The 14,920-nt window shown below is 40.8% G+C and carries 15 protein-coding genes and 1 pseudogene; 9 read left to right on the forward strand and 7 right to left on the reverse strand.

Translation table 11 applies throughout. The features are described 5' to 3' along the window. Window positions 1-36 precede the first annotated feature (36 nt). Window positions 37-717, reverse strand: a complete 681-nt coding sequence (locus QMN06_RS01050) for a dienelactone hydrolase family protein (protein ID WP_281970643.1) — start codon at window positions 715-717, stop codon at window positions 37-39. A gap of 47 nt (window positions 718-764) precedes the next feature. Here QMN06_RS01050 and QMN06_RS01055 point away from each other — a divergent pair, with 47 nt between their 5' ends. Further along, window positions 765-1,292, forward strand: coding sequence for a methylated-DNA--[protein]-cysteine S-methyltransferase (locus tag QMN06_RS01055; protein ID WP_281970644.1), 528 nt, complete (start codon window positions 765-767; stop codon window positions 1,290-1,292). Between the two features lie 38 nt (window positions 1,293-1,330). On the opposite strand, the gene QMN06_RS01060 is transcribed toward QMN06_RS01055, so the two are convergent. Further along, a complete protein-coding gene (locus QMN06_RS01060) occupies window positions 1,331-2,620 on the reverse strand; it encodes an MFS transporter (RefSeq protein WP_281970645.1) in 1,290 nt (429 codons plus the stop codon). A 139-nt stretch (window positions 2,621-2,759) separates the two neighbouring features. On the opposite strand from QMN06_RS01060, the gene QMN06_RS01065 reads away from it, so the two are divergent. Together QMN06_RS01065 and QMN06_RS01070 are read left to right on the forward strand one after the other, a co-directional pair. Then, window positions 2,760-3,947, forward strand: coding sequence for a methionine aminotransferase (locus QMN06_RS01065; protein ID WP_281970646.1), 1,188 nt, complete (start codon window positions 2,760-2,762; stop codon window positions 3,945-3,947). Between the two features lie 19 nt (window positions 3,948-3,966). After that, a complete protein-coding gene (locus QMN06_RS01070) occupies window positions 3,967-4,959 on the forward strand; it encodes an NAD(P)H-quinone oxidoreductase (RefSeq protein WP_281970647.1) in 993 nt (330 codons plus the stop codon). A 3-nt stretch (window positions 4,960-4,962) separates the two neighbouring features. Here the strand turns inward: QMN06_RS01070 and bioB are convergent, their stop codons facing one another. Then, on the reverse strand, window positions 4,963-5,934 hold the full coding sequence (gene bioB, locus QMN06_RS01075) for a biotin synthase BioB (protein WP_281970648.1): 972 nt from the start codon (window positions 5,932-5,934) through the stop codon (window positions 4,963-4,965). 58 nt (window positions 5,935-5,992) lie between these two features. Further along, window positions 5,993-7,942 (reverse strand): acyltransferase family protein, encoded by a 1,950-nt coding sequence (locus QMN06_RS01080; RefSeq protein ID WP_281970649.1) that lies wholly within the window; start codon window positions 7,940-7,942, stop codon window positions 5,993-5,995. 61 nt (window positions 7,943-8,003) lie between these two features. Between QMN06_RS01080 and QMN06_RS01085 the strand changes: the two genes are divergently transcribed. Together QMN06_RS01085 and QMN06_RS01090 are read left to right on the forward strand one after the other, a co-directional pair. Continuing rightward, the gene (locus QMN06_RS01085; protein ID WP_281970650.1) at window positions 8,004-9,593 is read left to right on the forward strand and encodes a mechanosensitive ion channel domain-containing protein; all 1,590 of its coding nucleotides are present in this window, start codon (window positions 8,004-8,006) and stop codon (window positions 9,591-9,593) included. Further along, window positions 9,590-10,006, forward strand: a complete 417-nt coding sequence (locus tag QMN06_RS01090; RefSeq protein ID WP_281970651.1) for a YbaY family lipoprotein — start codon at window positions 9,590-9,592, stop codon at window positions 10,004-10,006. The genes QMN06_RS01085 and QMN06_RS01090 overlap by 4 nt, the downstream gene beginning before the upstream one ends. Here the strand turns inward: QMN06_RS01090 and QMN06_RS01095 are convergent. Beyond that, window positions 10,003-11,019, reverse strand: a complete 1,017-nt coding sequence (locus QMN06_RS01095; protein WP_281970652.1) for a polyprenyl synthetase family protein — start codon at window positions 11,017-11,019, stop codon at window positions 10,003-10,005. The genes QMN06_RS01090 and QMN06_RS01095 overlap by 4 nt on opposite strands. 197 nt (window positions 11,020-11,216) lie before the next feature. On the opposite strand from QMN06_RS01095, the gene rplU reads away from it, so the two are divergent. The 4 genes and pseudogenes from rplU to proB all read left to right on the forward strand — a co-directional run. Further along, window positions 11,217-11,528 (forward strand): 50S ribosomal protein L21, encoded by a 312-nt coding sequence (gene rplU, locus QMN06_RS01100; protein ID WP_281970653.1) that lies wholly within the window; start codon window positions 11,217-11,219, stop codon window positions 11,526-11,528. A 24-nt stretch (window positions 11,529-11,552) separates the two neighbouring features. After that, window positions 11,553-11,813 carry a 50S ribosomal protein L27 gene (rpmA, locus tag QMN06_RS01105; protein ID WP_281970654.1) on the forward strand — a complete coding sequence of 87 codons (261 nt, stop codon included), beginning with the start codon at window positions 11,553-11,555 and terminating at the stop codon, window positions 11,811-11,813. A gap of 74 nt (window positions 11,814-11,887) precedes the next feature. Next, window positions 11,888-12,979, forward strand: a complete 1,092-nt coding sequence (obgE, locus tag QMN06_RS01110; RefSeq protein WP_281970655.1) for a GTPase ObgE — start codon at window positions 11,888-11,890, stop codon at window positions 12,977-12,979. Then, a pseudogene (gene proB, locus QMN06_RS01115) lies at window positions 12,976-13,761 on the forward strand (glutamate 5-kinase); the annotation flags it as partial. The gene obgE and the pseudogene proB, both read left to right, overlap by 4 nt. Before the next feature lie 11 nt (window positions 13,762-13,772). Here the strand turns inward: proB and QMN06_RS01120 are convergent. Continuing rightward, on the reverse strand, window positions 13,773-14,306 hold the full coding sequence (locus QMN06_RS01120) for a CNP1-like family protein (RefSeq protein ID WP_281970656.1): 534 nt from the start codon (window positions 14,304-14,306) through the stop codon (window positions 13,773-13,775). 12 nt (window positions 14,307-14,318) lie between these two features. After that, window positions 14,319-14,903 carry an RNA pyrophosphohydrolase gene (locus tag QMN06_RS01125; protein WP_281970657.1) on the reverse strand — a complete coding sequence of 195 codons (585 nt, stop codon included), beginning with the start codon at window positions 14,901-14,903 and terminating at the stop codon, window positions 14,319-14,321. Window positions 14,904-14,920: the final 17 nt, after the last annotated feature.

A 14,920-nucleotide genomic window follows, 5' to 3' on the forward strand; every position in this document is an offset into this window, starting at 1 on the left:
ACTTTACTGAAAATCAATGAAAGCCCTCAACAAGATTTAGCTAGCCAAATGCTTTTGGAAGAAATCTAAAGTACGAGTTCTTGCCAATTGAGCTGACTGACCGAAATAAGATGCGCGATGATCACAATTAAAGCCATGATGACCAGGATAGATATGCACTTCAATTTCAGGTCTAGCCTTTTTTAAAGCTTCAACGGTATCTAACGGAATATAAGAATCCTCCTCTGCAAAATGAGCCATGACAGGACATTGCGGGATTGAGCTCGATTCATTTTGCACACCGCCACCATAGTAAGGAACTGCGGCAGATAGACCGGAGAGTTGGCAAGCGCTGCGCCAAGTAAGAAGACCACCATAGCAAAAACCGAAAATACCCACCTTACCAAAGGGCTTTAAATGATCAATAGCTGCTTGTAAGTCAAACATCACAGGATGATTTGGAAGGGCTTCGACAGCAGCTTTTAATGCAGATCCTGCTTGCATATCGTCAGGCGTATAGCCTAAATTGACATTTTTTTGAACGCGGTCCATGGTTGGCACTGCCACTACTCGAAAGCCAAGTGAAGCATATAAATCAGCCGTTGCTTGAATGTGAGTGTTAACTCCAAATATTTCTTGAACCAAAACTAGGGCGCCAATCGTCTTGCCCGTAGGTATCGTTTCATAGGCATCAAAAGTGTGTCCATCAGAAGATGTTAGGTGTAGAGCTAGTCCCATGGCAATGTCCTATATTCAATTTGAAAAAATTAGTGTAACTTAAAGTAATGAAAAAATTAACCCTATTAAAAAAAGCAAAAGACCAAGAAGAAAATTGGGCGGCAATTATTCCAGCTCCTTTTGGCAAGCTAGGTATTAAGACAGGGATGTTTGAATGCAGTCTCATGTTGAGTGAAGTATTTTATGTAGCAAAAAGTACCCCTCTCATATCTGCCCAAAATGAGTTAGCAGAAAATGCCATCCAACAAATCAATCAATATCTTACTGATCCCGCATTTGAATTTGATTTACCTATGATCCCTAAAGGAAGCCCTTATCAGAATAAGGTATGGCAACAAATCACAAAAATCCCTTTGGGTAAAGTGACTACCTATGGAGAATTAGCCAAAAAAATAAGCTCTGCCCCGCGCGCAGTTGGTGGGGCTTGTGGCGCAAACCCTTACCCACTTCTCGTACCATGTCATCGTGTCATATCGGCTACTGGCATTGGGGGATTTGCACAACATGATGAAGAGGGATATCACCGTAATATCAAAACATGGTTGTTACAGCACGAAGGTGTTTGTCGCAGTTAAAAATAAATGATCGTAATTACAAGACATCATTGAGTTAACTAGTGAGAAGTAACTTGGAATCGTGACTTATCTAAAACATATGGGGCTACCCACAACCAGATGTATGAGGCGATTTGGATGGCCAATAAAATTAGCAAAGAGAATTTAAGTGCTGCAGGCGGAAGAATTCCAAGACCAATGAAGTAATCCATCAGAAGACCGATACCCCATTGAATAATAAAAGCCCCAGCAAAAATCAGCATATTAAATGAAGTGCTTGCTTTACCACTAATTGAATTGGGGAAAAATTGATTAAATTGTGATTGAGCCAAAATAAAAGATGTGGAGCATAGTCCAAATAGAAATAAACAGATACTTGAATAATGAGGTGGAAGATATAAGGATAGTATTTGGCTAATGATGGCAAAACCACTCACAACACTGGCGTAGCGAAAGGTAGAAATGCCTTTTTTATTGAGTAGACGTGGAATAAATAAGTTAGCCGCATAACTAGCAAGAATCACCAGATTAAATATAAAAAGATGATTTGCTACTTCATGACTAGGGAGCATCACGATGTCTTTAAACCAAGCTCCTAACCATAAGGTTTGAATCGCATGAAATCCACCTTGGTTAAAAAGACCCATCGGCAGTACTTGTAAAAAATAACCACTTTTCAGAATAGGGACATATCCTTTAATCCATCCAAAAGTACCCTTTTCGTTATGATTCTTGGTAACTGGAAGAGGATCTGTAGATTTTGGTATGCCATAGCGGATACATAATATAGCCAGTATAAGAAAGCCTACCATGACCCAAAAAACACCACGCCAACCAATTACGGGTAAAGCCATTTCGACTGGAATAGTCATTAATATGGCTCCCGCGGTGCCAAACATAAGCATAGCCGACGCTAAAGTTGCTTGTTGTTCAGGTTTAAACCAGCGCTTGTAAAAAGTAAGAGCACTCATTAAACAAGCTGAAACACCCACACCAATGAGGCCTCTGCCAATCGTCAAATAAGCCACATTGTCAGCCATTGCAAAGCAAGATGCACCCAGTACACCAAACAGCATCATGAAACTTTCAGACTTTCTTGAGCCGTATTGGTCAAGCCAATGACCAAGAGGTATTTGCATCACAAAAAAGCCAATAAAGTAGGCTGCAGATAAGGCGCCAAGGGTTGAGTTACTAATCCCTAAATCTGCAATTAAACTAGGTGCGATTACCGCATTAATCGTACGCAGACCATAAGATAAGAGGTAAGCAAAAGCAAAACAAAAAAACACACGCAGTGCAATCCTACCTTGAAGCGGATATAGTGAATGGTTCGGCGATGGTAGGTTCATGAATATAGAATATTGGATGGATAGGCGTGTTCTGTTTTCTTAATATATTGCACCTTATGAGTTAATAATCATTATAACGACGCTAAATCGAGCATAATGTTTTTATCAATTTTTGAAAAATTTCATTTTTAAATTAGTTATGTCTCAAACACGATTGAATACAAAATTTCCTCAAATAGGCACGACTATTTTTACGGTGATGTCTGCCTTAGCAACGGAGCATCAGGCCATTAATTTAGGACAAGGGTTTCCAGACTTTTCTTGTGACCCACAACTTATTGATGCGGTTCATCAAGCCATGAAAAAGGATCAGAATCAATACCCTCCAATGGCAGGTATTGTGCCACTTCGACAAAAAGTGTCAGAAAAGGTAGAGAGTTTATACGGCAAAAAATACGACCCCTTACAAGAAATCACAATTACCGCTGGCGCTACTCAAGCTATTTTGACCGTCATCCTTGCAGTTGTTCGCCCCAATGAGGAAGTGATTGTGATCGAGCCGGTTTACGATTCATATGTACCGTCGATTGATATGGCGGGCGGTAAAACCATTGCACTCCAGATGAAACCCATCAGAAATGATCAAGGCATCATAGAGTCTTATGCATTACCCTGGGATGAACTCGCTCAATCGATTAGTTCGAAGACGCGTTTAATCATGATCAACTCACCACATAATCCTACTGGGATGGTTTGGCAAGCAAAAGACTTGGATCGCTTAGCCGATTTGGTAAGACCCACCGATGCTTTAATTTGTAGTGATGAAGTATATGAACATATGGTCTTTGATGGAGCCTTGCATCAAAGCGTTGCTAGACATCCTGAACTGGCAAAGCGTAGCTTTTTAATTTCTAGTTTTGGTAAAACATTTCATGTAACCGGATGGAAGGTGGGATATGTGTGCGCCCCACATGATTTAATGACTGAATTCAGAAAAGTGCATCAATTTAATGTTTTTACAGTAAACACGCCAATGCAATATGGCATAGCCGCATATATGGAAAATCCTCAACCATATTTAGATTTACCCGAGTTCTATCAAAACAAAAGAGATTATTTTCGGGCGGGATTAAAAAACACTGATTTTGCTTTATTGCCATCACAAGGCACCTATTTTCAGTGCGTTGATTATTCACAGTTAAAGGTGCCTGAAGCGAAGCTTAATGAAACAGATTTTTGCAAATGGCTAACAACAGAGATGAAAGTCGCCGCAATTCCTGTATCCGCTTTTTATGGTAAATCGCATGATGAGAAGATGATTCGTTTTTGTTTTGCTAAAAATGAACCAACCCTTCAAGCAGCGATTAAACAACTTCAAAGACTTTAGAAAATAACTGAGAATACGAATGAATAAAACAATGCGTGTAGTAACTCATGGAAGTGGTGGACCAGCTCAAGTCATGAGGATTGAGGAATTAGAGATTCCTCATCCAAGTGATCACCAAATTTTAATTAAGTCGCACGTAGTTGGAATCAATCGTCCGGATGTGTTTCAACGCTCTGGGTCATACCCACCTCCTCCAGGTGCCTCCCCATACTTAGGCCTAGAAGTTGCTGGAGAAGTTGTCTCTGTTGGTAAAGACGTTACTCATTTGAAAGTAGGTGATCAAGTCTGTGCTTTAACACCTGGCGGATCCTATGCAGAGTTCTGCGTCACAGATGCGGGGAGTTGTTTACCTATACCCAAAGGGTTGTCCATGCTGCAAGCAGCAGCCATCCCAGAAAATTATTTTACTGTTTGGTCTAACTTATTCGACATGGGGCACCTTCAAGCAGGCGAAAGTATTCTGATTCATGGAGGTTCTAGTGGTATTGGAATTACCGCTATTCAATTGGCCAAGCAGTTTGGTGCAAGCGTTTATGCGACCGTAGGTAATGCAGAAAAAATGAAAGCCTGCAAACAATTAGGCGCTGATGCAGTGTTTAATTACAAAGAAGAGGATTTTGTTGAACGGGTCCTTGAGTTGACGAACAAAAAGGGCGTGAATGTCATCTTAGATATGGTTGGTGGGTCTTATATTCAACGGAATCTCAATTCCTTGGCAATCGATGGGAGGCTATTACAAGTAGCTTTTCTTGAAGGAAGTAAAGCATCTCTTGATGTTCAAGCCATTATGCGCAAAAGGCTCACTTATACAGGTGCCACATTACGACCAAGAAGTGATTTACAAAAAGCGCACATTGCCCAAGCTTTGCAAAAAAATGTGTGGCCCCTACTCGAAAATGGAAAGTGCTTACCAGTCATAGATTCCGTTCATCCCTTGGATGAAGTGGTTAAAGCACACGAACGTATGGAAAGCAGTGCACATATTGGCAAAATCATGCTGCAGGTAATCTAGACTTTAGACAGCGATTTCAGCCGTTTGATTCACTTTAGTTTTTAGTCCAAGCTCTTGTAAAAGAGCGCGATCCGCAGCAGCTTCAGGATTATTGGTTGTCAGGAGTTTATCGCCATAAAAAATTGAATTAGCTCCAGCCATAAAACACATGGCTTGAACGGCTTTACCAAGTTCTTGTCGCCCTGCAGAAAGACGTACTCGTGCTGTTGGCATCGTGATACGGGCAACGGCAATTGTCCTAACAAATTCAAGTGGGTCAAGTGGCGGTTGATTTTCCAGAGGAGTGCCTGGCATCGGAACTAAGTGATTAATGGGCACAGACTCTGGATAGGGGGAAAGATTCGCCAGTCGCGCAATTAGTGAGGCGCGTTGACGACGAGATTCGCCCATGCCAATAATACCCCCACAACAAACCGACATGCCACTTTCTCGCACATGACCTAAGGTATTGATACGATCTTGATATTCACGAGTTTGTATTACGCTGCCATAAAAATCTTCACTAGTATCAAGATTATGGTTATAAAAATCCAAGCCAGCTTCTTTGAGGGCATGAGCTTGAGTTGCCTCTAACATTCCAAGCGTTGCACATGTTTCTAAACCAAGTGCTTTTACCTCCCGAATCATGACCGCAACTTTTTCAATATCTCGGTCCTTTGGTTCGCGCCAAGCTGCGCCCATGCAGAAACGATTAGAACCAGCTGCTTTGGCAGCTCTTGCAGCCTCTAATACCTCATCAATATCCATTAACTTGGTAGCTTCAACACCGGTGTGATATCGGGCTGCTTGTGGGCAATAGGAGCAGTCTTCAGGACAACCACCTGTTTTGATAGATAGAAGCGTTGCAAGTTCAACATCGCCATCAGGAAAGTATGTTCGATGCACATCTGCGGCTTTAGTCATTAATACCTGAAAAGGTAAATCATATAAAGCTTCGACTTGCGCAATCGACCAAGGTGTAGAAGTAGTAGTCATAGGTACAGTGTAAACAATTTTATTCAATTTTACGAAAGATGATGCATGTGGCTAAGATTTATTTTTTTAGAAGATTATCGACAATCGGGGTTAATGCAACTCCGATTTTTTTTGCCGCGTAATCAGAAATATGATTGCTATAGCTATAGATAAAGTTAGACCCTTCTGTAATCGTACACATATTATTTTTGACATCGCATAAATAGGGACTTGTATCAAAAATAATTAAGTTAGGGTGAAGCTTTTGAAGAGATTTTAACCATTCCTTATAAGGTTGCATGCCATTTAAAAATTGATCATAAGCAATCGAGCAATAAGGGTTTGCTCTTCGGGTGAACACTTGATTGAAAAAAGAAGAAGATGTTAAACCTCCCTCAATACAGCTTGTGGGATCAGGGAAGGTGGGGTTATCAATAATGACGATGACTTTTTTGCCCGCATTTTCTAGGGCGGTTATTTGTTTACTCCAAATATCCAGTTGCGAAAATGGATCAGGAGATTCAGAGGTAATGAGGCCAGTATGTTTATCCAGAGGGAACAGGCTGGAGACGGTATTTGCAATAGCAACCACTTCAATATGAGGTGTTTTACTTACCGATTCAAATACTTGTTGAATACGGGGATCAGCCCCAGCACCAATAGGTGTTGGATGAATCCCGTCCACTAACAACCAGTGTCCCTTTTCAGAAGAAACACTAGTGAGGCCGTAATATAGCGCCTCAGCTTTACTATCTCCTAATATGGCAAATTTGATAGGCTCTCGTTTATCAGCAAAACAATCTAGATCTGGGGATATGGGCAGAGATAGTTCACAAGGACGAAGCATCTCGTTTCTGAACTCGCCCACCACCATCGTATTTGGATTAGCGCTTAAAACATGTTCGTGTCGATGTTTAAAACCATCTTTTTTACGTAGAACGACACCAAAACTCAGCGCTAGTAACATACAAAGCAATAAAACAACAGCGGTTTTAGGTGAACGAGAAGCACGAATGGGTTTTTCAACGATTTGAAAAGTAAGCCAAGCGAGCACTCCGGACAAGCCCAATAAAACCAGCTTTTGCATATCGGATATCGTTTGACCTTCTAAAATTCTGGCAAAAGAAAGTAAAGGCCAATGCCATAAGTAAAGTGGGTAACTGATCAAGCCGATAAAAACCATCGCAGGATGATTTAATACCAAGTTCAAGGGACTAGACTTGATATTTGCCAAGAGAATAAGCCCTGCTCCAAGACAAGGTATCAGAGCCCATAAGCCAGGAAATGGCGTATTTGAATCGAAGCCAAATAGTGCAAAGGCGATTAGGCCAAAGCCCATGAGCCCCAACCATTGAGATTCAAGTTTCACATATTCAGGACGTGAGATCCAAATAGCGATAGAGCCACCTAAAGCCAACTCCCAAAAACGAGAGAGTGGTGAGTAAAAGTTAGCAACGGGATGATGGCCAATTTGGTAACCACTCCAAACCAAGGAAATGAAAACTAAAACCACCACAATGTTAAAAACAGACTGACGATGGGGCTTACAAAATTTCCATGCAATACCCAAGATGAGTGGCCAAGCGAAATAGAATTGTTCCTCAACTCCCAGCGACCATAAATGAAGGAGTGGTTTGGTAATGGCTTCTTTATCAAAGTAACCAGCTTCTCTCCAAAAAATGATATTAGGCACAAATCCCGCCCCAGCCAACATGTGTGTGCCATATAACTCATATTCAAATGGTGTGAGAATGACCCATCCAAGAATCGTACAAGTCAAAAAAACAAGTAAAAGAGCGGGAAAAATTCGACGGATACGCCGTTGATAAAAACTCCAAAGAGAAAAATTACCTATCTGTAATTCTTGAAAAATAATTTGTGTGATTAAATATCCTGAAATAACAAAGAAGATATCTACCCCAACAAATCCACCTGGCAAGATATCAGCAAAGCTATGGAAAACCAGTACAGAAATAACCGCAATTGCTCTTAAGCCGTCAATTTCTGGTCGGTATTTAGGATTCGTCATCAAAATTAGGCAAAATGAAGTAAATTGAATTTTCTCATTAAAAATTAAAAGAGATAAAAAAATGTACATTCAACGCCGAGTCCAGTGGTTATTTCTTGCGTTCATCTTTGTTACGAACATCTTTGCTCAACAAGGAGTTGTTGCTGCAACAAAAGTGAATGAGGAGGTACGCCCAGAAATCCTAACCGTGATGAACCGCGACCTGGCCATTTTCCGCGCCAATTTAAACGGCGCAACACCGGCTATTCGAGTAGAAAATGCCCTCAAGAGGATTCGTCAAATTGAGACAGTTGAGCTCAGCGAAGATATTCGTGCGGTACCTTTTACGCTGGCGGGAGAAAAGGGCTTTCAGTTTCAATTGGGGAATCGGCACCTTTTTTCCTTGATTGAAAAAGATCTAGATCCCGAGTCCAATCAACAAATGGCTGAATTAGTCAAAGAAACCACTCAAATTTTAGATGAGCTAAAAAATGCCAGATATCAACAAGGCAAAATTTCATTTTTAATCCATGAATCCCTCATGGCCTTATTGGCAACGATTGCATTAATTGCTGCCATCGTTATTCTTAAAAGAGCGCTTAATTGGTTAGGGCATTATTTATTGGTTAAATGTCGAGAAATTTCTACTCGCAATGATGGTACTCATTGGAGTGAGTATTTTTTCCTGTTTGGCGCAAGACTGACTCAAGTCATTAGTTGGTTACTCATATTACTATTTTTATATGTTTGGATTACCTTTTGCCTTAGTCGCTTTCCACTGACCTACCCACTCGGACATAAGTTGGGTATGCACGTGGGTGATACTTTGCGATGGATCGTAGATTCGATGTTAACTGCTATACCAAATTTAATAACGATTTTTATCGTGGTATTTATTACTCGATCTTTATTAGATTTATTAAAAGTATTTTTTCGAAGAGTTCAATCTGGGCAATTAAAAATCCCTTTTTTACATTTTGAAACAGTAAGCGCAACACAAAGAATTACTACGGTTATTGTTTGGGGGCTTTGTATCGCAATTATTTATCCCTTTATACCAGGATCTAATAGCGAAGCATTTAAGGGCCTTTCCGTTTTATTGGGCGTCATTATTTCATTAGGCTCGACTGGACTCGTTACACAGCTGATGAGTGGTTTAGTTGTGGTTTATTCAAGAGCTTTAAGAGTAGGAGATTTCATTCAAGTGAATGGAGTTAAAGGCGTCGTTACTGAAATCGGTGGATTGGCAACTAAAATTCAGACACAAAATAAGATAGAAACCACGATACCCAATTCCGTCATTATTTCTAACTCGATTGAGAACTTTACGCGATTAAATGACGCTACGGGCTCATTAATTTCTACAACAGTCACCATTGGGTATGATGCGCCCTGGAGAACTGTACATGAAATGCTGATTAGGGCAGCTTTGTCGACCAATCAAATCCAAACTACGCCATCTCCATATGTTTTCCAAAGAGCACTTAGTGATTTTTATGTGGAATATCAATTATTTTTTCACACAGAGTTTCCACAAATTCAAATTAAAATTTTGTCTGAGTTACATCAAAAAATTCAAGACGAATTTAATCAAGCGGGTATACAAATTATGTCACCTCACTTTATGTCACAGCCTAATCACCCGGTTCTTGCCCCAACGAAATCATCATGATCATAAAATATCGTCACCCAATTTGGATCGTTGGGGTTTTTGCCATTTTTAACATCCTCGGCTGTGGAGCCATGAATCAGCAAGATAAAATTCAAGGATCTGTAACCTACCTAGAGCGTATTGCGTTGCCACCAGGATCGCAACTAGAAATTGTTTTAGCAGATGTATCCCTTGCGGACGCACCTTACCAAGCCATTGCGGAGAAAAGAATTAACCCTGCGGGACAGGTGCCCATTCAATTTGAATTGAACTATGACCCAAAAAAAATCATGACTAACCATACCTTTGCTGTGATGGCACGTATCACGAATGACGGTCAGTTATTGTTTATCAATGATCAATCGTATCAAGTCATCACACGAGGACGACCGAATACAGTTGAGATGGTGTTAAAAAAAGTGAATGCGCGCTAAAAAGAGCGTAATAATGAATAGTCACAGATTTGATACAAAGCTTGTGTATTGGCATTATCTGGGAAGTGCGTAAGACAAGCTTTAGCTTGCTCAGCTTTTACATGTGCCTGAGATATGGTGTACTCTAAAGCGCCACTTGCTTTGACTGCTTGAAGCACATCATTAAAAAAATCATCATCACAGTCTTCGATTTGTTCAATCGCTCTTGCAGCCATTTCTTTTTGGGAGGTTGTACCTTCATTGAGAAGATAAATGAGTGGTAGCGTTGGTTTACCTTCACGTAAATCATCTCCAGCATTTTTTCCAAGAACTGCGGATTGAGCAGCATAATCCAACCAGTCATCGACCAACTGAAAAACAACCCCAATGTGTTGACCAAACTCAGCTGCCGCAGAAGTTTGCGAGACATTGGCCTTGGCTAATACTGCACCAAGCTCTGCAGATGCTTCAAATAACTTGGCTGTTTTATAAAGAATGACTTTGTAATAACGATCTTCAGTGACTAAAGGGTCATTTAAGTTGAGTAGTTGAAGCACTTCACCTTCAGCAATGACATTGGTCGCATTCGCTAAAATCTCCATAATCTTGAGCTCACCATGCACAACCATCATTTGAAAAGCCCTTGAATAAAGGAAATCGCCCACTAAGACACTAGCGGCATTACCAAAAACCGCATTTGCAGTTTTGCGACCGCGTCGTAAATCCGATTCATCTACCACGTCATCATGCAGCAATGTTGCTGTATGAATGAACTCTAAAACAGCGGCAATTTCATGCCGATGCGCAACAGTTTTTTGATTACTCAGCGCATTTGAGATTAAAAATAACAAGGCTGGACGAATACGTTTTCCACCAGCTTCAATTAAATATTGAGAGATTTGATTAATTAGAGCAACATCTGAGCTGAGGCTAGTTTTAATAACTCGGTCAAGTTCTTTCATATCGGCATCAATAGGATGCAGAATTGAAGAGAGACTTACAACGGGTTGTACTGCGTCAGCACTTAAGCTCATTTATAAAATTTTTCTTAAAAATTAACAACTTACAATTTTTTATTCAGTCTATATGACTATTTTAAGTGAATTTTAAAAATTCTGAGTAAATCAAACAGTTTGAATGACATTTTAGCCTTTGACACATTGGGTTTAGTCGGGATATAATTTGAGGCTTCCCAATTTATTAGGGAATTAACCCTTTCGAGAGGATTTATATGTACGCGGTCATAAAAACCGGTGGCAAGCAATACAAAGTTGCTTCTGGTGAAAAATTGAAAATAGAACAGATACCTGCGGATATTGGTAGTGAAATCACGATCGACCAAGTACTAGCCGTTGGGGCTGGTGACTCACTCAAGTTTGGTGAGCCTTTGGTTGTTGGTGCTTCTGTAACTGCCACTGTTATCGCCCAGGGTCGTCATGACAAAGTGAAGATTTTTAAAATGCGCAGACGTAAGCATTATCAAAAGCGTCAAGGGCATCGCCAAAATTTCACAGAAATCTTGATTAACAACATTTTGGCTTAATTGAAGGCATAACAGGAGTCACTTATGGCACAGAAAAAAGGCGGCGGTTCAACAAGAAACGGCCGTGATTCAGAATCAAAACGTTTAGGCGTAAAAGTGTATGGTGGTCAAGCCATTAACGCTGGTGGCATTATTATTCGCCAGCGCGGTACACGTGTGCATCCAGGTGCAAACGTAGGTTTGGGTAAGGACCATACTTTATATGCTTTAGTTGATGGACATGTTGAGTTCACAATTAAAGGTATTTTAAAGAAATCAGTTGTTTCTGTTCTCCCGCAAGCGTAATATAGCCTGACTGAACAAAGCAATTCAGATCAAGGCCTCGCCTCTTTGCGAGGCCTTTTTTATTGGGACCTTAAATGAAATTTATAGACGAAGCCCGTATTGAAGTCATCGCCGGCAATGGCGGTTCTGGAAGTGCGTCGATGCGCCGTGAAAAATTCATTGAGTTTGGCGGCCCTGATGGCGGTGATGGAGGTCGAGGTGGCTCAGTATGGGCCGTTGCTGACAGAAACATTAATACCTTGATTGACTATCGCTATGCTAAAACCCATTTAGCTAAAAATGGTGAAGCAGGAAGAGGTGCTGATTGTTATGGTAAAGCAGGCGATGATATTGAATTACGTTTTCCGGTAGGAACCATTATTGATGATATGGACACGGGTGAGCGCATCGCAGATTTGACCATGCATGGCGAACGCATATTACTTGCCAAAGGTGGCGAGGGTGGATGGGGTAATATCCACTTTAAAAGTAGTACGAATCGAGCGCCAAGACAGAAGACCAGTGGTAAGCCTGGTGATCGTCATAAATTAAAGCTTGAGTTAAAAGTATTAGCAGATATAGGTTTATTAGGATTACCTAATGCTGGGAAATCAACCTTTATCACCGCGGTCTCTAATGCAAGACCCAAAATAGCAGATTATCCATTTACAACCTTACACCCAAATTTAGGGGTAGTACGTGTTGGACCAGAAAAAAGTTTTGTTATCGCTGATATTCCAGGATTGATTGAGGGTGCTGCCGAAGGTGCAGGACTTGGCCATCGGTTTTTAAGACACTTGCAACGTACTGGGATTATTTTGCATTTGGTAGATCTAGCACCATTTGACGATGAGATTGACATCGTTGGTCAAGCAAAAGGAATTGTGCAAGAACTTCTCAAATACGACCAAGCGCTTTACGATAAACCACGTTGGTTGGTTTTAAATAAAGTGGATATGCTTGAAGAGCCTGTTCGGGTCAAGCGCGTCAAAGAATTTATTAAGAAATTTAAATGGAAAGGCCCTGTCTTTGAGATTTCAGGGCTTACTGGGCAGGGGTGTAAAGAATTATGCTTTGCCATTCAAACGTATTTAGATGAGCAAAAAGCGAGAGTAGATGCTCAAGAAGAATATGACGCAGATGTACGTTTTAAACTTGATGATCAGCAAGGAAAAGAATCAACATGACTGTATCCGTATGTAAAGATGCTAAACGAATTGTGATTAAGGTTGGTTCCACATTAGTGACCAACCATGGGGAAGGCTTAGATAAAGCCGCAATTCATCGTTGGGCAGCACAAGTAGCAAAGCTTCAAGAAGCGGGTAAAGAAGTATTGATGGTGAGTTCAGGAGCCATTGCAGAAGGCATGCAACGCTTAGGTTGGAAAGTTCGTCCAGAAGAAATCCATGACCTTCAAGCAGCAGCAGCAGTGGGACAAATGGGCCTTGTGCAAGTGTATGAGACAGCGTTCATGGAACACAATATACATACTGCTCAGGTGTTATTAACCAATGCAGATTTGGCCAATCAAGAGCGGTACGATAATGCGAAAGCAACCTTAGATAACCTCTTGAAGTTAGGTGTTGTGGCGATTATTAATGAGAATGATACGGTTGTTACAGATGAAATCAAATTTGGCGATAACGATACATTAGCCGCATTAGTATGTAATTTACTTCATGCAGATTTATTAATTATTTTGACCGATCAAGATGGTTTGTATACCGATGATCCACGTAAAAATGAAGCTGCAACATTGATAAAAGAAACAAAAGCGGGCGAGCCAGAGTTGGAATTAATTGCTGGAGGAGCAGGAAGTTCCTTAGGTAAAGGCGGCATGTTGACAAAAGTATTGGCTGCGAAAATGGTCGCTAGGCAGCATTGTCATACGATTATTGCCTCTGGGCATGAGCCAAATGTTCTTCTACGCTTGGCTCAAGGTGAAATGATTGGCACTCAACTTATCGCGACAGCCTTAGTCTAAAAAAGAGTGTCGATACTAACGTCTTGAAGTCTGCGATTAATATCAGCAATACTAGAGTTAGCTGAATCACCAGCACAAAGAGCCCTGCGACCCAAATAAGCTTGGTAATTGTTATATCCTAAATTGGGAATTGGCTTCCATTCTTGGTCTTTGGCTTCAACCCAAGTATTGTTGTCATATCTTGCATAGGTTATCTTGAGAAATTGTTTGCAATCAATGCCAGAAAATAATATTTGTTCGGCACCCTCGGGGCTTTGAATCACCACCGTATAACGAACTTCATCCTTAAAAATTGTGATATTTTTTTTATCCACATAAAATTGCAATGTCTTACTGTTTGCTGAAGGAGTAAATGGAAATAGATTATTTTTTTGAGGTGGACCTATCGGCATCACAAGCTTCCCCTCTTGAGCCCCTTTATTTTTGTCTAAATCTTCTAAGTCCCCAAAGATGCGTGATTGCGCCATTGACAGAGAATTGCATAGCAATCCTCCAATGAGAAAAATTACCGGAATCCATTTTTTAGTCATAAAAGGCTTTTATCAAGTTAAATCGTGATTTTCTATGGTTGGAGAAGCTTGAATTGTATGAGGATAACAATCTAAAGTAGATCCCCAAGGTAAAGACAGCAAGTGTGATTTTCGGCTTAAATAGCGAGCAAGTTCTGAAAGGGCTTTGGAATAGACCTCGCGCTTGAATTCGATCACAGCATCAAGAGGGATCCAGTAGGCACTCCAGCGCCACGCATCAAATTCAGGGTGATCCGTTGCACGTAAGGAAATATCGCTATCCCTTCCTACCATTCGCAATAAAAACCAAATTTGTTTTTGGCCTTTATAGGTAGTTCTTCTGGATTTTTGTACAGATTGACGACGCAAGAATTCTTCTGGCACGTCATAACGTATCCAATCTTTCGTGCGTCCAATCACTTGAACGTGTTCGGGTAATAATCCTACCTCTTCCTGCAGCTCACGAAACATGGCTTGTTTGGGGTTTTCTCCATGATGAATCCCACCTTGTGGGAACTGCCACGAATGCTGGCCAATCCTCTTGCCCCAGAATACTTCGTTTCGCTGATTTAGAAGAATTATCCCGACATTAGGTCTATAGCCCTCTTTATCGAGCATGATAATTTTTGAATCCT

This window comes from Polynucleobacter sp. SHI8 (assembly GCF_027944005.1).
Classification (GTDB): Bacteria; Pseudomonadota; Gammaproteobacteria; order Burkholderiales; family Burkholderiaceae; genus Polynucleobacter.